The 21,955-nt window shown below is 65.2% G+C and carries 17 protein-coding genes, 1 tRNA gene and 1 pseudogene; 5 read left to right on the forward strand and 14 right to left on the reverse strand.

Annotated elements, in window-relative coordinates; translation table 11 throughout:
• Positions 1-246: 246 nt before the first annotated feature.
• A complete protein-coding gene (locus EMB92_RS07730; protein WP_449727608.1) occupies positions 247-1,725 on the forward strand; it encodes an LCP family protein in 1,479 nt (492 codons plus the stop codon).
• 169 nt (positions 1,726-1,894) lie between these two features.
• A complete protein-coding gene (locus EMB92_RS07735) occupies positions 1,895-2,173 on the forward strand; it encodes a WhiB family transcriptional regulator (RefSeq protein ID WP_003826822.1) in 279 nt (92 codons plus the stop codon).
• 89 nt (positions 2,174-2,262) lie between these two features.
• Here the strand turns inward: EMB92_RS07735 and EMB92_RS07740 are convergent, their stop codons facing one another.
• Positions 2,263-3,753, reverse strand: coding sequence for a sensor histidine kinase (locus tag EMB92_RS07740; protein ID WP_043165404.1), 1,491 nt, complete (start codon positions 3,751-3,753; stop codon positions 2,263-2,265).
• 202 nt (positions 3,754-3,955) lie between these two features.
• Between EMB92_RS07740 and trhA the strand changes: the two genes are divergently transcribed.
• Entirely contained in the window at positions 3,956-4,834 is an 879-nt protein-coding gene (trhA, locus tag EMB92_RS07745; RefSeq protein WP_190973628.1) for a PAQR family membrane homeostasis protein TrhA, read from the forward strand.
• Between the two features lie 77 nt (positions 4,835-4,911).
• On the opposite strand, the gene EMB92_RS07750 is transcribed toward trhA, so the two are convergent.
• The 9 genes from EMB92_RS07750 to eno form a co-directional block, all read right to left on the reverse strand.
• Positions 4,912-5,391: a GreA/GreB family elongation factor gene (locus tag EMB92_RS07750; protein ID WP_043165406.1), complete on the reverse strand. Its 480-nt coding sequence runs from the start codon at positions 5,389-5,391 to the stop codon at positions 4,912-4,914.
• 124 nt (positions 5,392-5,515) lie between these two features.
• The gene (locus EMB92_RS07755; protein ID WP_043165408.1) at positions 5,516-5,920 is read right to left on the reverse strand and encodes an FKBP-type peptidyl-prolyl cis-trans isomerase; all 405 of its coding nucleotides are present in this window, start codon (positions 5,918-5,920) and stop codon (positions 5,516-5,518) included.
• 122 nt (positions 5,921-6,042) lie between these two features.
• Complete coding sequence (locus EMB92_RS07760) at positions 6,043-7,503, reverse strand: L-serine ammonia-lyase (protein ID WP_150394406.1); 1,461 nt, start codon at positions 7,501-7,503, stop codon at positions 6,043-6,045.
• 72 nt (positions 7,504-7,575) lie between these two features.
• Entirely contained in the window at positions 7,576-8,145 is a 570-nt protein-coding gene (locus EMB92_RS07765) for a cadmium transporter (RefSeq protein ID WP_150394407.1), read from the reverse strand.
• 107 nt (positions 8,146-8,252) lie between these two features.
• Positions 8,253-8,332: transfer RNA gene (locus tag EMB92_RS07770), tRNA-Leu, on the reverse strand.
• 73 nt (positions 8,333-8,405) lie between these two features.
• On the reverse strand, positions 8,406-9,404 hold the full coding sequence (locus EMB92_RS07775; RefSeq protein ID WP_150394408.1) for a Ppx/GppA phosphatase family protein: 999 nt from the start codon (positions 9,402-9,404) through the stop codon (positions 8,406-8,408).
• Between the two features lie 67 nt (positions 9,405-9,471).
• Entirely contained in the window at positions 9,472-10,026 is a 555-nt protein-coding gene (locus tag EMB92_RS07780) for a DUF501 domain-containing protein (protein ID WP_150394409.1), read from the reverse strand.
• Positions 10,027-10,029: 3 nt separating this feature from the next.
• The gene (locus EMB92_RS07785; protein WP_395951950.1) at positions 10,030-10,620 is read right to left on the reverse strand and encodes an FtsB family cell division protein; all 591 of its coding nucleotides are present in this window, start codon (positions 10,618-10,620) and stop codon (positions 10,030-10,032) included.
• A 72-nt stretch (positions 10,621-10,692) separates the two neighbouring features.
• Positions 10,693-11,991, reverse strand: a complete 1,299-nt coding sequence (eno, locus tag EMB92_RS07790; RefSeq protein WP_043165421.1) for a phosphopyruvate hydratase — start codon at positions 11,989-11,991, stop codon at positions 10,693-10,695.
• Between the two features lie 317 nt (positions 11,992-12,308).
• Between eno and EMB92_RS07795 the strand changes: the two genes are divergently transcribed.
• Positions 12,309-12,794: a GNAT family N-acetyltransferase gene (locus EMB92_RS07795; protein ID WP_107043359.1), complete on the forward strand. Its 486-nt coding sequence runs from the start codon at positions 12,309-12,311 to the stop codon at positions 12,792-12,794.
• 291 nt (positions 12,795-13,085) lie between these two features.
• Positions 13,086-13,748 (forward strand): hypothetical protein, encoded by a 663-nt coding sequence (locus EMB92_RS07800; protein WP_150394411.1) that lies wholly within the window; start codon positions 13,086-13,088, stop codon positions 13,746-13,748.
• 90 nt (positions 13,749-13,838) lie between these two features.
• Here the strand turns inward: EMB92_RS07800 and mfd are convergent, their stop codons facing one another.
• The 4 genes and pseudogenes from mfd to EMB92_RS07820 all read right to left on the reverse strand — a co-directional run.
• Positions 13,839-17,429 carry a transcription-repair coupling factor gene (gene mfd, locus EMB92_RS07805; RefSeq protein WP_150394412.1) on the reverse strand — a complete coding sequence of 1,197 codons (3,591 nt, stop codon included), beginning with the start codon at positions 17,427-17,429 and terminating at the stop codon, positions 13,839-13,841.
• On the reverse strand, positions 17,419-18,018 hold the full coding sequence (pth, locus tag EMB92_RS07810; RefSeq protein WP_043165427.1) for an aminoacyl-tRNA hydrolase: 600 nt from the start codon (positions 18,016-18,018) through the stop codon (positions 17,419-17,421). The genes mfd and pth overlap by 11 nt, the downstream gene beginning before the upstream one ends.
• A 58-nt stretch (positions 18,019-18,076) precedes the next feature.
• Positions 18,077-18,589 (reverse strand): GNAT family N-acetyltransferase, encoded by a 513-nt coding sequence (locus EMB92_RS07815; protein ID WP_223847636.1) that lies wholly within the window; start codon positions 18,587-18,589, stop codon positions 18,077-18,079.
• A gap of 17 nt (positions 18,590-18,606) precedes the next feature.
• Positions 18,607-21,762, reverse strand: a pseudogene (locus EMB92_RS07820) (UPF0182 family membrane protein); the annotation flags it as partial.
• Positions 21,763-21,955 lie beyond the last annotated feature (193 nt).

Consider the following 21,955-nt stretch of genomic DNA (forward strand, 5'->3'; position numbering starts at 1 on the left):
GATTCCCGGACAGGCCGTTCGCAGACCAATCACACACCGATCACGTGGCGCATACTTGTGCCGGAAATGAGAAAATACCCATCGCGTCGCCCTCCCGCGCGGCGTGATGTGCAACAGTGACAGAAGTCCAGATTCGTTACGGGGAGGCATAGCGTGCAGCAAGGCGATAGGTCCAACCCTCAGGAGATTCCTCCGAGTTTCATCCCCTCGGGTTCCCGCCGCCGCTCCCAGCCCACCGGTCCGATCATCGACTCGGGCTCCCTCAACGCCTCCAGGGGTCGACACGCCGGCACCCCCGAGGACGAGCCGGCCCCGATCACCTCGAATCCGCCGAGCTTCAACCCCGACGCGCGCGGATCACGCCGATCCGGCCAGTCACGGCGAGCCTCCCAGAGCGCTCATGCGACGCACACCACGCATGATGCCGCGCAAGGTGCCCATGCAGCGGACTCCCCCGCCGAACATGGCGCCTCCGCATCCGCGATGCCGGCCTCGTTCACCCCGCGCCGCAGATCGGAGGCGCGCCGCGCCTCCGCCTCTCCTCGCGTGGCCGGACGCACGTCGGCGTCATCGTCCTCGGCTTCGTCCATGCCGGGATCGGTAGCCCCCGCGCGCACGCCCCGCCGCTCATCCGGCTCGACCAGCGCAACGCCCTCGGCAAGGCCGTCCCTTTCCCGTCCCGCCGCTGGATCATCGGCCGTAGGCGTATCCACATTCGGACAGGGCATCCAAGGCGCCCGTCCGATGCGTACAGTGCCTGTCGGCAGGATCATCCGCATGGTGATTCTGGTGCTCGTCGCGGCGCTACTGCTCACCATGTTCGGCACATGGCACTGGGTGGATTCACGACTCAACAAGGAAGACGGCTGGCTGACCGGCTCCTCGAACACGACCGGCGAATCCTGGCTCATCCTCGGCTCGGACGAGCGCGACGGCACGGCCGGCGGCTCCGCCGACGACACGCCGGGCTTCCGCACCGACACGATCCTTGTGCTCACCAAGCCCTCGCACGGACCGAGCTCCCTGATCTCGATCCCCCGCGACTCCCTGACGCAGGTGGACGGTCTCTACATGAAGATCAACGCCGTCGCGCAGATCAAGGGGTACAAGTCTCTGGTCGGCGAGGTCGAGCAGATCACCGGACAGCACATCGACCACATCGCCAAGATCCAGTTCGGCGGACTGAAAAACGTGGTGGACGCGATCGGCGGCGTGAATCTGTGCTATGACCACACGGTCAACGACCCTGATTCGGGCCTGAACTGGACGTCCGGATGCCATATGGCCGATGGCGGCACTGCACTGGCCTTCTCCCGCATGCGCTATTCCGATGCGAACGGCGATTTCGGTCGTGCGCAGCGCCAGCGTCAGGTGATCGCCGCGATCGTGAAAAAGGCCGCTTCCTCGGAGGTGATCGCCAACCCCGCCAGACTCACGAAGGTCGCCGATGCGGGACTCACGGCGCTCACCGTGGACGACACGACGTCCCCGTTCACGCTCGTGCAGATGGCGATCGCGTTCAAGGGGGCCACCGGTTCGGGAGGCGTGACCGGCAGCGTGTACTGGAGCAACCCCGACTATCGCGTCTCCGGCGTCGGATCCTCGGTGCTGCTGGACGATTCGCGCAACCTCGAACTGTTCTCGCAGCTCTCCTCCGGCAAGCACAAGGCGGGCACAGTGGGTACACTCGCCGAGAGCCAGACCGCCTCCGGATCGGCAGCGTGAATGACGGCGCTCCTCGGGCGCGCCGGACGAATCGCGAACCGCCCGGCGCGCCCGGGGAGGCGCATGAAATATCTCTTTTCAGGGAAAGTCTTGAAAAACGACCCTGAACGTGCTTAGGTAGTACGTACTGGATGCGAATTTCAGGGCTCGGACAGGAAAGGAAACGACGATGAGCAGTGCTTTCGATTGGCGTGCCAAGGCTGCGTGCCGTGACAAGGATCCGGAATTGTTCTTCCCGGTGGGGAACACCGGTGCGGCCTATCAGCAGATCGAGGAGGCCAAGGCCGTGTGCCGCACCTGCAAGGTGATCGACGCATGCCTCAAGTGCGCACTGGACACGAATCAGGATTACGGTGTGTGGGGAGGCCTGAGCGAGGACGAGCGTCGTCAGCTCAAGCGCAAGGCGATGCGCCTGCGTCGCTCTCAGGCCATGCAGATGCAGATCTGACATCCGCTCCATGCAGCTCATGCAGCTGCTGATGGACGTCGAGGGGCTCCCGGTTCCGATGAACCGGGAGCCCCTTGGTTTTTACTTACTTACTCCGCCTGAGCGGCCCTGAGGATCATGTTGAGGACCACTCGGGTGCCGCCGCCGCGGCGGGGCTCCCAGTTGACGGTGCCGCCGAAGTCGTTGGTCACGAAGGTGTTGATGATCTGCGTGCCGAGGCCGGAACCGGAGGACTTGGCCATGCCGCCCTGCGATTCAGAGCCGAGACCGGTGCCGTCATCCTCCACGACCACGTTGAGATTCGAGCCGGAACGGCCCACGGAGATTGTGATATGGCCCTGCGTGCGTCCCTCGAACCCGTGTTCGACGGAGTTGGTGATGAGCTCGGTGAGGACCAGCGACAGAGGCGTCGCGTCCTGGGCGGGCATCATGCCGAACTTGCCGACGAAGTCGATGGAGATGTGCTGGTCGCGCATCGTGGCCACGTCCACGGCCATCTTGAGCAGCCCGGCGATCACCTTGTCGAAGTCCACGACCTCGTCGACGGTCTGGCTCAGCCCCTCGTGCACCATCGCGATGGTCTGTACGCGGCGCTGCGCCTCCTTGAGCTCCTTGCGCACCTCCTCGGACTTGGTCTTGCGCGCCTGCAGTCGCAGCAGCGCGGAGACGGCCTGCAGGTTGTTCTTCACGCGGTGGTGGATCTCGGAGATCGCCGCGTCCTTGGTCTGCAGCTCCTGTTCGCGCCGGCGCAGCTCGGTGACGTCCCGACACAGCACGATGCTGCCGACACGTCCGTTCATGTCATACAGCGGCAGCGAGCGCACGGAGACGGCGGAGCGCTTCGTCGTGATCTCGGAGTCGACGGCGGCCTTGCCGCTGAGCACGAGCGGCAGCTGCTCGTCGACCTGCTCCTTCTGCTCCTCGAGCAGATCGGTGCCCAGTTCGCTCAGGTAGTGGCCCTGCATGGTGATGAGCAGACCCAGACGGCGGAAGCAGCTGATGGCGTTGGGCGAGGCGTAGCGTACGACGCCGTCCATCGTCAGGACGATGAAGCCGTCGGCGACGCGCGCGACATGGCGTTGGCTCATCACCGAATCGGAGTACGGGAACTGTCCGCGGGGGATCATCTCGTAGAGCTGCTTGCCCGCGTTGATGCTTTCGGATTCGTAGCGGCCGTTGGATTCGCGGGTGGCCATGTTGGTCTCACGCACGACGAGGCCCAGGGTCTTGCCGTTGTGGCGCACGGGAGCGTAGACGTTGCACACGGTGGACTTGCCGACGGTCCTGAGCACCGTGGAGCGGAAGACGACCGCCGATTCCATGGCGGCGTCGAGCTCGCCGGTCATCGATTCGGGCATGATGTCGCCGACGACGTCGTCGGTGCGCAGGGTCATCACCGTGGAGGGACGGCACTGTTCCGCCACCACGTACCTGCCGTCGCCGTTCTGCATGATGAGCAGCAGGTCGGCGAAGCTCAGGTCGGCGATCACCTGCCAGTCGGCCACCAGCTGGTGCAGCCATTCGCGATCCCTGTCATCGAGGTCAGGGCGCGTTGCGAGTATCTGTGAGAAATCTGCCATGCGTCCATCATACGCATGCCGTTCCTCGTCGTCGTCGCACGGTTCGATAGGGTTACGTTCAACAGGCTGCGTTCGATACGCGAGGCCTGCATGTTCGCAGATCATTGCTTGACTTTGACGTAACCTACGGTATCGTAGGTTACGGTAACGTAAGTTACGAAAACGTCAACATCACGACAAGTCCGGAGGCGACGACACGATGATGACCGACGAGGAGATCCAGGCACGGCGACAAGCGGTGACCGAAGCGAGGGAACAGGCGCTCAAGGCCCGGGCCGATGCGGCTCGGCTGAAGGCGAAGCTCAAGGCCGAACGCATCCGTTCGAAGGCGGAGGCCAAGGCCAAGCACGTCATCGCCAAGGGCGAGGAGCGCGCGGCACGGCTCGAGGGCATCGCGCCGGCCGAGGTCGAGCGCAAGATCCGTCTCGACGTGCACGGCCGTCCGAAGCCCGCGATGCGCGGCTGGATCCATGCGGTCGCCGCTCCCCTGTCGCTGGCGGCCGGCATCGTGCTCATCTGCCTCGCACAAGGAGCGGGGCTCAAGTGGGCGTGCGCGGTGTTCATGGTCGCCTCGCTGGTGCTGTTCACCAATTCGGCCTGCTACCATCTGGGCGACTGGAGCCCGCGCGTCACCGACGTGCTGCGACGCATCGATCACGTGAACATCTTTCTGCTCATCGCCGGCACGTACACGCCGGTCTCGTTCGCGCTGCAGCCGTTCTGGCGCAACTTCATCATCATCTCGATGTGGGCGTGCACGGCGGTGGCGATCATCATCCACGTGATCTGGATCAACGCGCCGCGATGGCTGTACACGCTGGTGTACATCGTGTTCGGCATCTACGGTCTGGCGTTCATGGCGCTGTTCTGGACCTCGCCGTATGCCGGCCCGGCCGTCGTGGTCCTGCTGTGCTCGGGCGGCGCGTGCTATATCCTCGGCGCGATCGTCTATGCGCTGCGTCGGCCGGACCCGTGGCCGAAGGTGTTCGGCTTCCACGAGATCTTCCACTGCGGCACCGTCGCCGGATACGCATGCCACATGGTCGCGATCTACATGGTGATCGTGGCGCTGTGGGTGTGAGCCGCCAAGGGCGCCGGAAATGGAAACCCCCGCCACCTGAAGGTGCGGGGGTTCTGCGATAGGCCGAAATAAGCCGATCAGACCAGCGGCTTGGAGGCCTTGATGGTCACGGAGATCTCACGGCCGTTGGGGGCCTTGTAGCTCACGGTGTCGCCGGCGTTGGCGCCGTTGATGGCCGCGCCGATCGGCGACTCCGGGCTGATGATGTCGTGGTCGGTCGCGATCGCGAGGTCGCGCGTGCCGAGCACGAAGACCTTCTCGCGGCCCATCACGTCGAGGGTGACCAGCGAGCCGTCGCCGACCTTGCCCTCCGGCGGAGCGGTCAGGATCTTCGCGTTGCGCAGCTTGACGGTGAGCTCGTCGATGCGGCCCTGGTTGACGCGCTGGGCCTCACGGGCGGCCTGATAGCCGCCGTTCTCGCTCAGATCGCCCTCGGCGCGCGCCGCGGACACCTTGGCGAGGATCTCGTCGCGGTATTCGCCCTCGCGCCAGGCGAGCTCCTCCTTCATCTTGTCGTAGGCCTCCTGCGTGAGCAGGATCGTCTTTTCCTCGGTCATAGTCGTGATTGTCCTCTCTTGAAAGTGGATATGCGTACCAATACGAGAAAGCGCCGGATGTCATTCCCGGCGCCTTCCCTGAAAACTTCTAGCGAATCCGATATGCGGCTATATGGGCCCGAATTCAGCGCGTGGAGATGATGTCGATGACGAACACCAGGGTGTCGCCGCCGCCGATGCCGGCCTGCGGGACGCCACGGGAGCCGTAGCCGTACTCCGGCGGGATGGAGACGATCAGACGGGAACCGACGTTGTGGCCCGGCACGGTCTGATCCCATCCCTTGATGACCTGTCCGACGCCAATGCCGAAGCTGGCCGGCTGGTGACGATCGAAGCTGGAGTCGAACGGCTTGTCCTTGCCCCACACGACGCCGTGGTAGTTCACGGTGACGGTGTCGCCGCGACGGACGATCGGACCGTCGCCCTCGACGACCTCGACGACCTTGAGACCGGCCGGCGCTTCGGTGGCCGGGAACTCGATGACGGGCGTGGAGCCGAACTCGGCCTGCACGGAAGGCATATCAGCCATGGGTTTCCTCCTTAGGATGCCTTTGGATGGCGTCCTCGACTGGACATAATGTCGCTCATAATAGCACCGAACGGCACGGTCCGCACCGTTTCGGCCCATGGATTATCCGCATCGACGAACGTTCAGCATTCGACTACGTTGACCGCGAGGCCGCCCTTGGACGTCTCCTTGTACTTGGCCATCATGTCCTCGCCGGTCTCGCGCATCGTCTCGATGGCCTGATCGAGCGTGACGATGTGCGATCCGTCGCCGAGCATGGCCATGCGCACCGCGTTGATCGCCGTGTTCGCCGCCATCGCGTTGCGTTCGATGCAGGGGATCTGCACGAGTCCGCCGACCGGATCGCAGGTCAGGCCCAGATTGTGTTCGATGCCGATCTCGGCCGCGTTCTCCACCTGCTCGGGGGTCCCGCCCAGCACGGCGGCAAGTCCGGCCGCGGCCATCGAACAGGCCGATCCGACCTCGCCCTGGCAGCCGACCTCGGCGCCGGAGATCGAGGCGTTGCGCTTGAACAGGTACCCGATCGCGCCTGCCGTGAGCAGGAACGTGACGACGCCCTCCTCGTTGGCGTCGTCCATGAAGTGCCAGTAGTAGTGGAGCACCGCGGGGATGATGCCCGCCGAGCCGTTGGTGGGTGCGGTCACGATGCGCCCTCCCCCGGCGTTCTCCTCGGAGACGGCAAGCGCGAACAGGTTCACCCATGCGGCGTCGGAGGATTCGAGCACGGCGTCGCGCCGGGAGCGTCCGCGCTTGAGCACGTCGGAGTTGGAGGCGAGCCGCTCGTACATGCGCGGCGCGCGGCGCGGCACGTCGAGTCCGCCGGGCAGTGACTGTTCGGTGGATGTGCACCCGTGGTCGACGCATTCGCGCATGACCCTCCACACCGTGTCGATGTCGGCGCGGACCTGCACGGCGGAGCGGGTGGCGGTCTCGTTGGCCCAGACGAGCTCGGCGATGCTCAGGTGGTGTTCGCGGCACAGGGCGACGAGTTCGGAGCCCGAGGAGAACGGGTAGGGGGCGTCGAGGCCGAAGTCGGTGGATGAGCCCTCGTCCCGGTCGGCGAACGACGTGCCCTCGGGAGGCTTGTCGTGGATGCCGATCATGAGATCGTCGGGTGCGCCACGGCGGATGAATCCGCCGCCGATCGAGTACCAGACCTGTTCGTCGACGAGGTTGCCGTCGTCGTCGAACGCCTGGAATCGCATGCCGTTGGGGTGGGCGGCCATGCGGCGCCAGCGGTCGAAGACCATATCCCGGTCGTAGTCGAAGCCGATACGTCTGACGCCGGCGAGGTTCAGCGTGTCGTCTAGCGCACAGGTCTCGCGGATGCGCAGCATGTGCTGCGTATCGACCGTGGCGGGGACGTTGCCTTCGAGTCCGGCCATGACGGCGCGGTCGGTGCCGTGGCCCAGACCGGTCAGGGACAGGGATCCGTAGAGCGTGACCTTGATCCGGGCGGTGCGGCCGATGAGACCGGAGTCCCGCATCGAGGAGACGAAGGCGTGGGCCGCGACCATCGGCCCCACGGTGTGCGAGGAGCTCGGCCCCACGCCGATCTTGAACATGTCGAGCACGCTGAACATGGTGATCCTCCTTTTCGATCCGACGGATGGGACTAACGGGATGAACGGGATTGGACGGTCTCTTCTCGGGGGCTAGCTGGCCAGCGCGGAGAACATCATCGCGCCGACGACGATGCCGAGCGCCGCCAGCACGATCTGCACGACGAGCAGCCCCACGGCGAGTCCCCTGCGCGAGGCGAAACTCCTGCCGTACGCCTGCGCAAGCATGTAGGCGATGAAGCCGAACACCGCGTAGTTGACGGTCAGGGCGGCGATGTCGCCGTTGGAGAGCACGACCCCGTTGAGCGGCTGGTCGAGCGAGTTCATGAGGCTGCTCATCACGAGCATGCCCCACACGCCGTAGCCGAGCGCGCCGACCACACCATAGGCGATCGGCCTGAACTTCTCGCGCATGCGCAGCGTGAACGATTCGACGCACCACAGCAGGGCGAATCCGACGATGTAGGTGAAGGCGACGGCGACGAGCACGACCATGAGCGCCCACGGCACCAGCGAGGCCACGTTGCCGATCATCGACAGGTAGAAGCCGGAGCAGGCGATCGCCCCCACGCTCAGCACGGTGCCGGCGATGATGTTCTGCGCGAGCATGATCGGCAGTCCGGTGACGGTGTCCTTGTCGACGGTGGTCCAGCTGGACGGCATGGCGGGTCTCTCCTTTTTCTCTCGTAACGAAGCTGCCAGCAGGTTATCCGTCCATTGTTTCGGCGACGTATGTTGACGGTGATGTTCGCCGCCGTCCGGTTCTTGGGTGCCTCCAGCGGGACTCGAACCCGCAAGCCGAAGCGATCGATTTTAAGTCGACTGCGTATACCGATTTCGCCATGGAGGCGCTGGCCGCAAGGGCCAACCGTTCTATTGTACGCTACCGTACGCTCGTGCTCGCGTCGCGCTCCGACTGCGGTCTACGCGGCGAGCAGACGGCGACCGTAGTCGAGGACGATGCCGTCGAGCAGGCCGTGCTCGCTGGCGATGTACGAGTCGATCGTCTCGCCATGCGTACGCTTCGCAGCCTCGCTGACCTTGGCGAGCACGCGGTTCCACACGAGCGCGCCGCCGCCCACCACGTCGATGCGCCCGGGGTGGATCGTCTTGTATTCGCGACGTTCGGCGCGGGTCATCCTGAGGAACCGGTCGTCGATGGCGTAGGCGTCCGCAATCGACATGCGATGCCCGTCGACGGCGGTGTGATCGTATTCCTTAAGTCCCATGGCAAGCGCCGTCATCGTGGTGACGGTGCCCGACACGCCGATGATGGTGCGGGTGCGGCCGGCCGGAACGGTGCGGAACGCCTCGTCGATGTGCTCGTCGATGTCGGCGACGGCCTCGTCGATCTCCTCCTGCGTGGGCGGATCGGTCCTGAGGTGACGTTCGGTCATGCGCACCGATCCGATGTTCATCGAGAACGCGGCCTCGACGCGCGTGGCGGGTTCGTTCACGCCATCCCCGCCGAGGACCAGTTCGGTCGAGCCGCCGCCGAGATCGACGACGAGGTAGGGGGCGGGCAGATCGCCGCGGTTGACGACGGACGTGGCGCCGAGGAAGCTCAGATCGGCCTCCTCGGTGCCCGGAATGACCTCGGGGCGCACGCCGAGGATCCGTTCGATCCCGTCCTCGAACTCCTCGCGGTTCTCCGCATCGCGCGTGGCCGAGGTGGCGACGAAGCGGATGCCGTCGACCGGATGGTCGGCGAGGATCCCGGCGAACTCGCGGGCGGCGGTGTAGGCGCGTTCGAGCGCCTCGTCGGCGAATCGATGGGTCTTGTCGACGTCCTGTCCGAGACGGATGACGCGCAGTACGCGCGGCACGATCTCGGTCATGCCGTGTTCGTCGACGCGCACGACCTTGAGCCGGATGGAGTTGGTGCCGCAGTCGACGCCTGCGACGGTTACCGCCTTGCCCATGATGAGCCCTTCCTGTAGTGGGTTATGCTATGTGCTTTGCCGTTGCTTTGTCTGCCGACGCCCCGCGTCACTCCACGCTGCAGCGGCATACGGACGGATCGAACTCGTCCCTGACGCGCTCGAGGACCATGTCGCCGATCGGGTTGGCGCCGGGGCCCATGACGAGGGACTGGGCGATGAGCGCGTGCAGGCACTTGACGCGCACGGGCATGCCGCCGGCGGAGGTGCCTTCGATGTGCTCCTCGCTGTCGCCGAGCTTCACCGCGATCTCGTGACGGAACGCGAGATAGTACCGGTGGGCATGCTCGTAGGCGGCCTTCACGTCCTCGTCATGCTCGACCAGTTCGGTGTAGTCGCGCATCGCGCCGTCGGCCTCGACATGCGAGGCGGCCTTGACGGCCTCGGGGCTGGTCAGATAGCAGGTGGTCGGGAACGGTACGCCACCGGGCAGCAGGGGTCTCGTGACGACCGCGAGCGGCCTGCCGCACGCGCATCGGGCGCCCACGGCGACCATGCCGCGCGGATAGCGTCCGAGTTGCCGTTCGACGATGGCGTAGTCCTCGTCGGTGGCGGGGTGCTCGAGGATGGCGTCCGCCAGAGCGGACGGATCGATGTGGCTCACTGCTTACTGTCCCTTCGTGTCCTGGTTGTTCGAGGTCTTCGACTGCTGGCTGCTGTCCAACTGGCCATCGGCCTGATCGCCGTTCCGATCGCTTTGATCATCCGGCTCGTCGGCCTTCTTGAACGCGTACGCCAGTTCACTGTACCAAGGCAGCTGCTTCGACGTGTCCGTGCCGGTCGATGCCGATTCCCCGCTTGTGCCGTCCTCGGCCGCGTCGTCTCCCGTCACGGCCTCGGGATGCTGCACGAGTACGGACTGCTCGCCGGGGAAGACGAATCCCAGGCGTTCCCGGGCCTGAGCCGCCACATAGTTCTTGTCGTTCCAGCGGGAGATGTTGTTCTCGAGCTCCTGCTTCTGGGCGATGAGCGCGGCCTCCTCGCGCTTGAGACTGTTGAGATGCGCCAGATCGGTGGCGTAGGTGTTGAACGTGGAGACGAGCTGGATCGCTCCGACCGCCACGATGAACAGCGAGACGAAGAAGGCGATCGGTCCGAAGTTGCCCGAGCGCTGGCGCTTCTTCACGTTCGAGGCCTTGCCGTCCTTCGGTGTGCTTCGGTTCCGTGTGCTCATGGCATATAAAAATACCCGTCGCATTCGACGGGCGAATGCGACGGGTACCTGATGACTTATTCAGTCGGCCGGAGTACGGCTCGGCGAGTCACAGACTCACTTGGCGATGTACTTCTTGCAGGCCTTGAAGGCGCTGTAGCCGGCGTACTGAGCGGTGGAGCCGAGCTCCTCCTCGATCTCGAGCAGGCGGTTGTACTTGGCAACGCGCTCGCCACGGGCCGGGGCACCGGTCTTGATCTGGCGGGTGTTCTTGGCAACCGCGAGGTCGGAGATGGTGGTGTCCGGGGTCTCGCCGGAACGGTGGGAGACCATGGAGGTGAAGCCGTTGGCGGTGGCCAGCTCGATGGCGTCGAGGGTCTCGGTGACGGAGCCGATCTGGTTGAGCTTGACCAGCAGGGAGTTGGCCGCGCCCAGATCGATGCCCTTCTGCAGACGCTTCGGGTTGGTGACCAGCAGGTCGTCGCCGACGAACTGGAGGCGGTCGCCGAGCTTGGCGGTGATCTTCGCCCAGTCGTCCCAGCCCTCTTCCTGATACGGGTCCTCGATGGAGACGATCGGGTACTCGTCGATGAGCTGCTCGTAGAAGTCGAGCATGTACTCGGCGTCGCGCTCGTCGCCCTCGAAGTGGTACAGGCCGGTCTCCTTGTTGTAGAACTCGGAGGAGGCCACGTCGAGGCAGATGCCGATCTGCTTGCCCGGCTCGTAGCCGGCGGCGGAGATGGCGTCGACGATGTAGTTCAGGGAGTCCTTGTTGGACTTCAGCTTCGGGGCGAAGCCGCCCTCGTCGCCGAGGCCGGTGTTCAGGCCTTCCTTCTTCAGAACGTTCTTGAGGGTGTGGTAGACCTCGACGCCGGCGCGCAGGGCCTCGTGGAAGGAGTCGAAGCCGTACGGGGAGATCATGTACTCCTGGATGTCGGTGGCGAAGTCAGCGTGGGCGCCACCGTTCATGATGTTCATGTTCGGGACCGGCAGGATGTGGCCGTTGGTGCCGCCGATGTAGCGGTACAGCGGCAGGTCCGCGGACTCGGCGGAGGCGTACAGGGCGGCCAGGGAGACGCCGAGGATGGCGTTGGCGCCGAGACGGCCCTTGTTCGGGGTGCCGTCGAGCTCGATCATGAGATCATCGAGCGCGCGCTGGTCGGAAGCGTCCAGACCGATGACCTTCGGAGCGATCTCCTCGTTGACGGCCTTGACCGCGTTGAGAACACCCTTGCCGCCGTAGACGGACTTGTCGCCGTCACGACGCTCCCAAGCCTCGGCCTCACCGGTGGAGGCGCCGGACGGAACTAGGCCAAGACCACGGGCGCCATCCTCGGTGTCGAGAACGACCTCGACGGTCGGGTTGCCGCGGGAATCGAGAATCTGACGCGCGTACACGCTTTCAATTGCTGCCACAACTGCTCCTTTAACGTTATGTTGTGATGACATCGTCAAGAATAGTGCGATTTGTGGACTACGCGCAAGAGGGGCGCAAAGCGTGTTGTGAGCGCTCACAGTCATTGGAAATACACCAAAACTACGCCTAATGTTACCTCGCCGTTCGTCTGGATGAGGTAAGGACATGATGGCAAAGCCAAGCATCCGACGATCAGATTCAAGCACCTCTTATCAGCGGAGCCGGCCCGTGAAACGGGTCTGAGGGGGTGGCCGATGGATGCGTGCCCCGGTGCGAAATGCCGTCTCACCGATATACGATCGGTACACTGGACCATATGGACGAATCGCATATCCGCCGCGCGCAGGAGCGCGACATCCCCGAACTGCACAGGCTACTGCGTCAGGTCGCCGACGTGCACCACAACGGACGGCCCGACCTGTTCAGGCCGAACACAACGAAGTACACGGACGAGGAGCTGGCTCATATCGTCTCGGATGACGAGACGCCCGTGTTCGGCGTCTTCTCGGACGATGACGACGCGACGCTGCTCGGCTACGCCTTCTGCGTGTTCCAGCGCCCGCAGCACAATCATGTCCTGACCGACCTCACGACGCTCTACATCGACGACATCTGCGTCGACGAGGCGGCGCGCGGGCGAGGCGTCGGCACTGCGGTCTACCGGCACGTGCTCGACTTCGCCAAGGCGAACGGCTGCTACAACGTGACCCTCAACGTGTGGTCGTGCAACCCCGGCGCGCAGGCGTTCTACGAGGCCATGGGCCTGAAGCCCTACAAAATCGGCATGGAGACGATCCTGTAATTCCGTCGGTGTCTCCCGCGGGCGTTCCATCCCACGGTAACGCGCCACATCACGCGGTGAAATCCCCATGGAGCGGTGTTTGGTCCATGACGCGGTGACGCAAAACGGCTTAATTCCGCCAATTCACAAAATGCGGTCACCGCTTGATGGGTATTTCACCGCTTCATGTACTCTCACACCGCGTGATGGCTGCATGCATACGAGGCGGGGAAACGTGCATGCCGCGGGATAATGGAAAGAGAACGGCATCAACGCAGATGCCACCCATCCGCGCGCTGAAGGGAGACGGCGATGAGGCACGCAACCGGTCGGACAGGCCCGAAAACGACAACCGGCACCATTACAAGAGCGATCGGCGCGACGATGGCGGCCGTCCTGTGCCTCGCCGCCCTGACGGGATGCGCCGAGGAGCACAGCGGCGTCTTGGTCGACAACGAGTACTGCACCGGCCAGAAGTCGGACGCGCAATACGACTGGCCGTGGTACGACTCGCTGGACGAACTGGAGCAGGCGTCGGACGTCATCGCATATGTGATGATCACCGGATGCACCGCGCCGGACGGGGCGGGCGGCGACACCGACGCCGCCGGCTACGACACGGTGATCAACGCCGTGGTGCTCGGCGGCGCTTCGGCAGGAGATCTCCCGGCAGACGATGAGGAACAGACCGATCGGATCGACCCGCCTCCTGCGGGCGAGACCATCGTCATCCGGGGATACACGGCCGAGAGGTCCGGCGCGGGCAAACTCACGGTCGGCGAACGATACGTGTTCTTCCTCGACGCGGGAGCCGGGGAAGCAGACGGATATTACGAGATGACGCCGGCGTTGAGCGTGTTCCCGGTGACGGGACGGACGGCGAAGGAGCCGTCCGTCTCAAGGAACACCGACGGCTCGTTCGCCCTCACCGACTCGCTGGTCGCCCGGCTCGGCATCGCGGACAAGGCAGAATGATCATCGCCGTTTGCTTGACGCCGGTGGTCCGGCAACTTCGGACACGCTACGCGCGCGTCTTGCCGGCTCGGCTGTCGCCTCGCACACCGGCTACAAACGGCTCTGCCGTTTGCTTGACGCCGGTGTCCATGCGAGGTCGTTGAGGAGGTCGCTCACCCAGTCCATGACTTGCTCGCCGGGCATGGGTTTGCCGCCGAGAGTGCCGGCGAACGGGGTCGGGATGATCATCTGGTGCGTGACCGGACGGTACTGGAATCCCTTGTAGATGCGCGACATGCGCATCAGGATCGACTCGGGCGGGTCGACGCGGCCGATGCGCAGACGGTTCGACTGCGCAAGGATCTCCGAGATGCCGAGCTTTCGCGCCTTGAACTTGAGCCTCGCCACGCCGAAGAGCATCTCGAACTCTTCCGGCAGCGGACCGTAGCGGTCCGTGAGCTCCTCGGCGAGTTCCTTGAGGTCCTGCTCGTCGCGGGCGGCGGCGAGCTTGCGGTACGCCTCGAGACGCAGCTTGTCCGAGTCGATGTAGTCGACCGGGATCGACGCCTCGACGGGCAGGTCGATGGACACGTTGACCGGTTCGGAAGCCTTGTCCGGCTCCTTGTACGCCTCGACCGCCTCGGAGACCATGCGCACGTACAGGTCGAATCCGACACCCTCGATGTGTCCGGACTGCTGGTCGCCGAGCAGATTGCCGGTGCCGCGCAGCTCCAGATCCTTCATCGCCACGTCGAAGCCGGAGCCGAGCGCCGTGTTCTGCGCGATCGTGGCGAGACGGTCGTGCGACTGCTGGGTGAGCGTCCGGCTCGGATCGTACAGGAAGTACGCGTACGCGCGTTCGCGGCCGCGGCCGACGCGACCACGCAGCTGGTGCAGCTGGGAGAGGCCGAAGCGGTCCGCATGATCGACGATCAGCGTGTTCGCGTTCGAGATGTCAAGTCCGGTCTCGATGATCGTCGTGCACACGAGCACGTCGATGTCGCGATGCCAGAAGTCGCGGATCACCTGATCGAGCTGCTTCTCCCCCATCTTGCCGTGCGCGACGGAGACCTTCGCCTCAGGCACGAGCGTGTGGATCCTGTCCGCCACGCGCGCGATGTCCTCGACGCGGTTGTGCACGTAGAACACCTGGCCGCCGCGTAGCAGCTCGCGTCGGATCGCGGCCGTGACCTGCGCGTCCTCGTACGCGCCCACGTAGGTGAGCACGGGCAGACGGTCCTCCGGCGGGGTGGCGAGCGTCGACATCTCGCGGATGCCGGTGACGGCCATCTCCAGGGTACGCGGGATCGGCGTCGCGGAGAGCGAGAGCACGTCCACGTTGGTGCGCAGGGCTTTGAGCGTCTCCTTGTGTTCGACGCCGAATCGCTGCTCCTCGTCGATGATGACGAGTCCCAGATCCTTGAACTTGATCTTCGGGTTGAGCAGCTTGTGCGTGCCGATGACGATGTCGACGCCGCCCGAAGCGAGTCCGTCGATGGTCTCCTGGATCTCCTTGGGCTTCTGGAAGCGGCTCATCGCCCTGACGGTGACGGGGAATCCCTCGTAGCGTTCGGTGAACGTCTCGTAATGCTGCTGGACGAGCAGCGTGGTGGGCACGAGCACGGCCACCTGCTTGCCGTCCTGGATGGCCTTGAACGCGGCGCGCACCGCAATCTCGGTCTTGCCGAAGCCCACGTCGCCGCAGATCAGACGGTCCATCGGGCGAGGCTTCTCCATGTCGGCCTTGACCTCGTCGATGGTGGTCAGCTGGTCGGGCGTCTCCTGATACGGGAACGCGTCCTCCAGCTCCTTCTGCCACGGCGTGTCCGGGCTGAACGCGAATCCGGGCGTGCGCTGACGGGCCGAATACAGTTTGACCAGATCGTCGGCGATCTCCTGCACGTGCTTGCGCGCCTTCGCCTTGGTGGCCGCCCAGTCGGAGCCGCCGAGCTTGTTGAGCTTCGGGGTTTCGGCGCCGATGTACTTGCTGACCTGATCGAGCTGGTCGGTGGGGATGAACAGCTTGTCCGGCGGGGCGCCGCGTTTGCTCGGCGCGTATTCGATGACGAGGTACTCGCGCGTCGTCCTGTTGGCGCCGGTGCCGATCGTGCGCTGGCGCATCTCGACGAACCGGCCGATGCCATGCTGCTCGTGTACGACGTAGTCGCCGGCCTTGAGCTCCATCAGGTCGATGGCCTTGCGACGGCGCTTCGGCGTCTTCGCGACGCCCACGGCCGACGTGCGGCCGGTCAGATCGCGTTCGGTGAGCAGCGCGACGCCGGCGCTCCGATCGACGAAGCCGTCGAGCGCCTGCGAGCGGATCGTCTCGAAGCGGGTGATGCCGGTCTCGTTGATGGCGCGCTTGAGACGCGCGAGCGTGCCCTTCGCGCCCGCGGTGATGACGACCTTGAGCCCCTCGTCGATCAGGCCTTCGATGCCGGCGGCCGCCTTCGACTCGTCGCCGCGGTACTCGGCCGGGTTCTTGGCGTCGATCTGCACGTGGCCGGGACGTGTGGAGTCGACGGTGAAGCTGGTCAGGTCGATGACGTCGTGACCGGTGAGGTTGAGGCTGCGCACGGTCTCCTCGAAGTCGAGGAAGCTCGCCTGGTCGAAGCTGATCGGGGCGCCCGCGCCGTGACCTGAGGCGGCGACGTGCCAGCTGGCCGCGAGGAACTCGTTGGCTGTCTTGGTCAGATCGTCGGCGGCACGGCGCAGCTTCTCCGGATCGGACAGGAGGATGACGGCCGTCCCGGGCAGCATGGCGGAGACGGGCTCCATGTCGTCGATCAGCGCCGGCATCAGCGATTCCATGCCTTCGACGGGAATCGCGTTGGCGATGGATTCGAGCATGTCCTCGGCGTTCGGGATCGACCCGATCAGCGCCTTGGCGCGGGCGCGCACCTTGTCGGTGAGCTGCAGCTCGCGGCAGGGCGTCGCCCAGATGGTCTTGAGGCCATCGCCGTACGTGCGCTGGTCGGAGGCGTGGAACTCCTTGATCTGGTCGATCTCGTCGCCGAAGAACTCGATGCGCACCGGATGCGGGGCGGTCGGCGGGAACACGTCGAGGATGCCGCCGCGCACCGCGAACTCGCCGCGGTCCATGACGAGATCGACGCGCGTGTACGCGTTCTCGATCAGACGTTTCGCGGCCTCGTCAAGAGGCAGGTCCTGCCCCCGCGTGAAGACGAGCGGTTCGACGTCGGCGAGACCCGAGACGACCGGCTGGATGAGCGAGCGGACCGGCATGACGAGGATGCGGACGGGGCCGAACATCGGATCCGTGTCGCTCGGATGCCTCAGCCTGCGGAAGACGGCCATGCGGCCGGCGACCGTGTCGGCGCGGGGGCTGAGCCTCTCGTGCGGCAGCGTCTCCCACGCCTCGAGCTGGGCGATGTCGTTCGGATCGCCGTCGTACCAGGAGCGCAGGGAGCCGACCATCTCCTCGGCCTCGCGGCCGGAGGCGACGACGAGCACGACCGGGCGGGGCTTGACGGCCCCGCCCTGCGCGATGGCGGCGGCGATGGCCGGACGGACGCCTTCGGGCGCGCCGACGACGATCGAACCGTCGACGTCGTCGGTCTCGTCGATGCCGCCGGAGACGACCTTGCCGAAGACGGGGTCGCGGGTGAGGGATTCGAGGATGCCGGCGAGCGAGCCGTTGACGAGGGTCTGCTCGGGAGTGACGCCGGACTCAGCGGCCATTGAACTTCTCCTGGGTCCTGGCCAGTCCGTGGAAGATGATCTCCTCGGCGGCGTCGGCGCCGTCGGCGAGGAAGTCGGGCAGCTGCTTGCGCTGGTCGGGGCCGAAGCCGCCGAGCACCCAGTTGACGGTGTTGTCGTGCGCGTTGGCGCCGCGCTTGGCATGGCCGACGCCCATGCGCACGCGCGCGTACTTGGGCGTGCCGAGGGAGCGGTCGATGGACTTGATGCCGTTATGTCCGCCCGCGGAGCCGCCGGCCTTGACCTTGATGCGGCCGAACTCCAGATCCATGTCGTCGTGGATGACGACGATGTGGTCGGGTTCGATCTGATAGTAGGCGGCGATCGAGGCGACGGCGTTGCCGGACTCGTTCATGTACGTCAGGGGCTTGGCAAGGAAGAACTTGACGGTGCGTCCGTCGAGGTTCATGACGGAACGGCCGAGCATCGCGAGCCCCTTGTGGTCGGCGAAGTTCACCGACCAGCGTTCGGCCAGCACGTCCGCGGCCATGAACCCCATGTTGTGGCGCGTGCCCTCATATTTCTTGCCGGGGTTGCCCAGTCCTGCGATCAGCCAGAAATCCGATGCCATGTCACTCCTTATGTTCCGTGAAAACCTTAAGGATTGTACCCATAGCGTCGGAAACCTGTTAGAGATCGAGGTACCAATACGACATGTCGTGCATCACGCCTCTCGCATCGGTGGCCGCGTCGGGCAGTTCGCCGAATCCGGTGAAGCCGAACCGGCGCATCAGGGCGATCGATCCGGCATTGTCGGCGAAGATGACGCCGATCGCCTTGCGCATGCCCCGGTCCTTCGACTCGTCGAGGAGATGGCTCAAGAGGAACGTGCCCACTCCCCTGCCGCGCCATGCGGGGTCGATGTAATAGGCGAGGTCGGTGACGCCGTCGTACCCGGCGCGGTCGTAGAACACCGACAGCGCGCCGAAGGCGATGACGCCCCCGTCCGCTGCCTCTACGACGAACACCCCATAGGGCGGCTTGTGGGATTCGACCCACTGGCGGCGCTGCTCCAAGGTGCGGGGAGTCAGGTCGGCGGTGGATCCGCCCTCGATGACCGAGGCGTTGTAGATGGCGGTGATGGCCGCGAGGTCCTCCGACCCCGCGGCCCGGAAACGGTACGGCGGCGATGACATGGACATGACTCCCGAGATCAGGGTCACTTATCCAGTTCGAGGGCCTTGTTGAGGGCCTCCTCGAGACGCTTCTGGGCTTCGCCGTAGGAGGCCCAGTCGCCATCCTTCATCGCGGCCTGCGAGTCCTTCATCGCCTGCGAGGCGTCGGTCAGGGCCTGCTGGAGTTCGGGACTGCGGGCAGCCGACGAGCCGGAACCGGAGTCGGTCTTCTCGTCGTTCTTGGACTGAGACTGATCGGACTGGTTGTTCTTGTCGCCGCCGGCCGACGACGAGCCCTCGTCACTGGTCTCGTTCTCGGCATCGCCCGCGGCGGCACCGGAGTCGCCCCCGAACACCTGGTCGAGCGCGCCGGTCAGCGTGTCGTCGAAGCCGACCTGATCACCGAACGCGACGAGCACCTTCTTGAGCAGCGGGAACGACGTGGCGCCCGAGGATTTCACGTACACGGGCTGCACGTAGACGAGGCCGCCGCCCAGCGGCAGCGTCAGCAGGTTGCCGCGCACCACCTGCGTGGATCCGGACTGCAGCAGGTTCAGCTCCTTGGACACGTCGGCGTCCGCGTTGAAGTTGTTCTGCGCCTGTCCGGGGCCGGGCACGTTGGAGTCCTTCGGCAGCTCCTGCAGTCGCAGGGTGCCGTAGTTCGGACCGATCTTGCCCTTGGTGGATCCGGCGTCCGAGTCGACGGAGAGGAAGCCGGTGAGGATCTCGCGCGTGGACGTGCCGGCGGGGATGTACGAGGAGGTCAGCGAGAACACCGGCTCCTTGGTGCCGCCGGTCTGCAGCGTCAGATAGTAGGGCGGCTGGAGGATGTCCTGGTTCTGCTGGGACTGCGATTCGGTCGGATCGACCGGCGTCTGCCAGAAGTCCTCGCCGGAGTAGTACTGACTGGCGGAGGTGACGTGATACTTGGAGAGCAGCTCGCGCTGCACCTTGAACAGGTTCTCCGGGTAGCGCATGTGGCTCATGAGGTCGCCGGAGATCTCGGACAGCTGGTGGTACTGGCCGGGGAAGACCTGCTCCCACGCCTTGATGACCGGATCGTTCTGATCCCACACGTACAGATCCACCGAGCCGTCGTACGCGTCGACGGTGGCCTTGACGGAGTTGCGGATGTAGTTGGCCTGCTGCGATCCCAGTCCCCTGACCGTGTTCGAGGAGACGGTGGTGGAATCCTTGGTGGCCGAGCCGAGTTCGGTCATCTGGGAGTACGGGTAGGCGTCGGAGGTGGTGTAGCCGTCGACGATCCACTTGACACGCCCGTCGACCACCGCCGGGTAGACGCGGCCGTCAAGCGTCAGGTACGGGGCGACCTTGGCGACGCGTTCGCGCGGGGAGCGATCGTAGAGGATCTGCGATTCGCTGGTGACACGGTCGGAGAAGAGGATCTGGTCGGAGCCGAAGCGGATCGCGTAGAGCAGTCGGGAGAACAGGTTGCCGACCGACGGACCGCCGTTGCCGTCGAAGGTGTTGGTGGCGCCCTTGGATCCGGTCGGATAGTCGAACTCCCATGCGGTGGTGCCCTTGGGCGCGCCGACGATCGAGTATTCGCTCATGTTCGGGGAGAAGTAGATGCGCGGCTCGTACTTCTGCGATTCGGTGAGCTTGCCCTGGGTGGGGATGCCGGATTCGAAGAACTGCGGCTGTCCGTCGGGGGTCACCTTGTTGCCGTAGGCGGCGACGATGCCGTAGCCGTGCGTGTACACGGTGTGGTCGTTGACCCAGTTGCGGTTGTCGTTGCCGGCGAGGTCGAGCTCACGGGCGGCGATCACCGTGTCCTGGCTCTTGCCGTCGATCTCATACTTGTCGACGGCGAGCGAGTCGGCGAAGGTGTAGTACTGCTTGGACTGTTGCAGCTGCTTGAACGTCGGGGAGACGACCTGCGGGTCGAGCAGTCGGATCTGCGCGGTGGTCTCGCCTTCGGAGCTCAGCGCGCCGGATTCGCCCTTCGTGGTGACCTTGTAGTTCTCGGTCTTGAGCTTGTCGAGACCGTAGGCGGCGCGAGTGGCATCGATGTTGCGCTGGATGTAGGTCGATTCCATCTCCTGCGCGTTCGGGTTGACGCGGAAGCGCTGCAGCAGCGTCGGCCACACCACGGTGAGCGCAATGGAGACGACGACCACGACGGCGATCGCGACGACCGGGGTTCGCCACGCCTTGAGCGCGGCGGCGGCGCGCACGCCGATCGGTGCGCTGCCTTCGAGTGCATGCGAGCGCATGAGCCACACGCCGAGCACGACGCCGAGAATGGCGACGAGCGCGGCCATGACGAACGTGACCGGAATGGTGGCGTGGACGGTGGTGTAGGTGGCGCCGGTGATGCGGCTGCCCTGTTCGGTGAGGCTGGCGAACACGCCGACGATCATCTGCGCGGCGAGACCGAACATGTTGAGCATGAGCCAGATCGCGATCTGACGGCGGGCGCGTTTGGTGATGGCGAACAGGCCGCGGCCCTTGACCGGCATGGTCAGGCGGATGCCGCCCATCATCACGTGCGTGATGACGGAGAAGACGATGCCGATGAACAGCAGCATCGAGACGGCGGAGATAGCAAGCCTGAGCCCCGGCAGGATGAACACGTAGAAGCCGTTGTCAAGTCCGAACTGGGGGTCCTTGATGCCGAAGAACTGCGCGTTGAACATGAGCAGCACGTCGGACCAGTTCGCGTTGAACTGGGCGCCGAACATGACGCCGACGATCGCGGAGACGACGACCGCCACGCGTCGGGCGGTCTTCGAGCTGACGGTCTGCCTGACCTCGACGACGTCGCCGTTGATGCGGATCGTCGAACCGTCGGAGGCGTCGGGACGGGCCCGGATGGCGAGCCATGCGGAGACGAATCCGACGATCGCCATGACGAGGGCGTAGGCGGCCCATAGGCCGATCTTCACGCCCAGTTCGACCCACACGACCGACTGGAAGCCGAGCTGGCCGTACCACATGAGGTCGGTGATGAAGCGGGAGAGGCCGAAGAAGAGTCCGACGAGGATGACGAGCACGAGCACGAGTCCGATGAGGACCTTCGTGCCACGGCTCGAGCCGTAGCCGGACGGTCGGCTCGGCTGGCGCGTGATGCGCGGGAACTGCGGCCCGCGGGGAGGCCGACCGCCGCCGTTCGCATTGCCGGAGGCGTGATGCTCGTCGCCGTCCGCCTCCACGTTGATGATGATGGGGTCGTCGTCGGCCTGTCCGTTGCCGTTGCCGCTGCGTCCCCCGTGCGGTCCGCGCGATCCGCGGGGGTTACGCGGATCGAAATCGGGATCGAACATACCGAGAAAATCTGAGAAAGACATGGTTACAGCCTACAAAAAGGTCAGGAATGTCAATAATCACCCGTTCGCCTGAGGCCGATCGACCGGATTGCGCGCAATACGA

Origin of the sequence: Bifidobacterium callitrichos, assembly GCF_008698085.1 — a bacterium.
Lineage (GTDB): Bacteria > Actinomycetota > Actinomycetes > Actinomycetales > Bifidobacteriaceae > Bifidobacterium > Bifidobacterium callitrichos.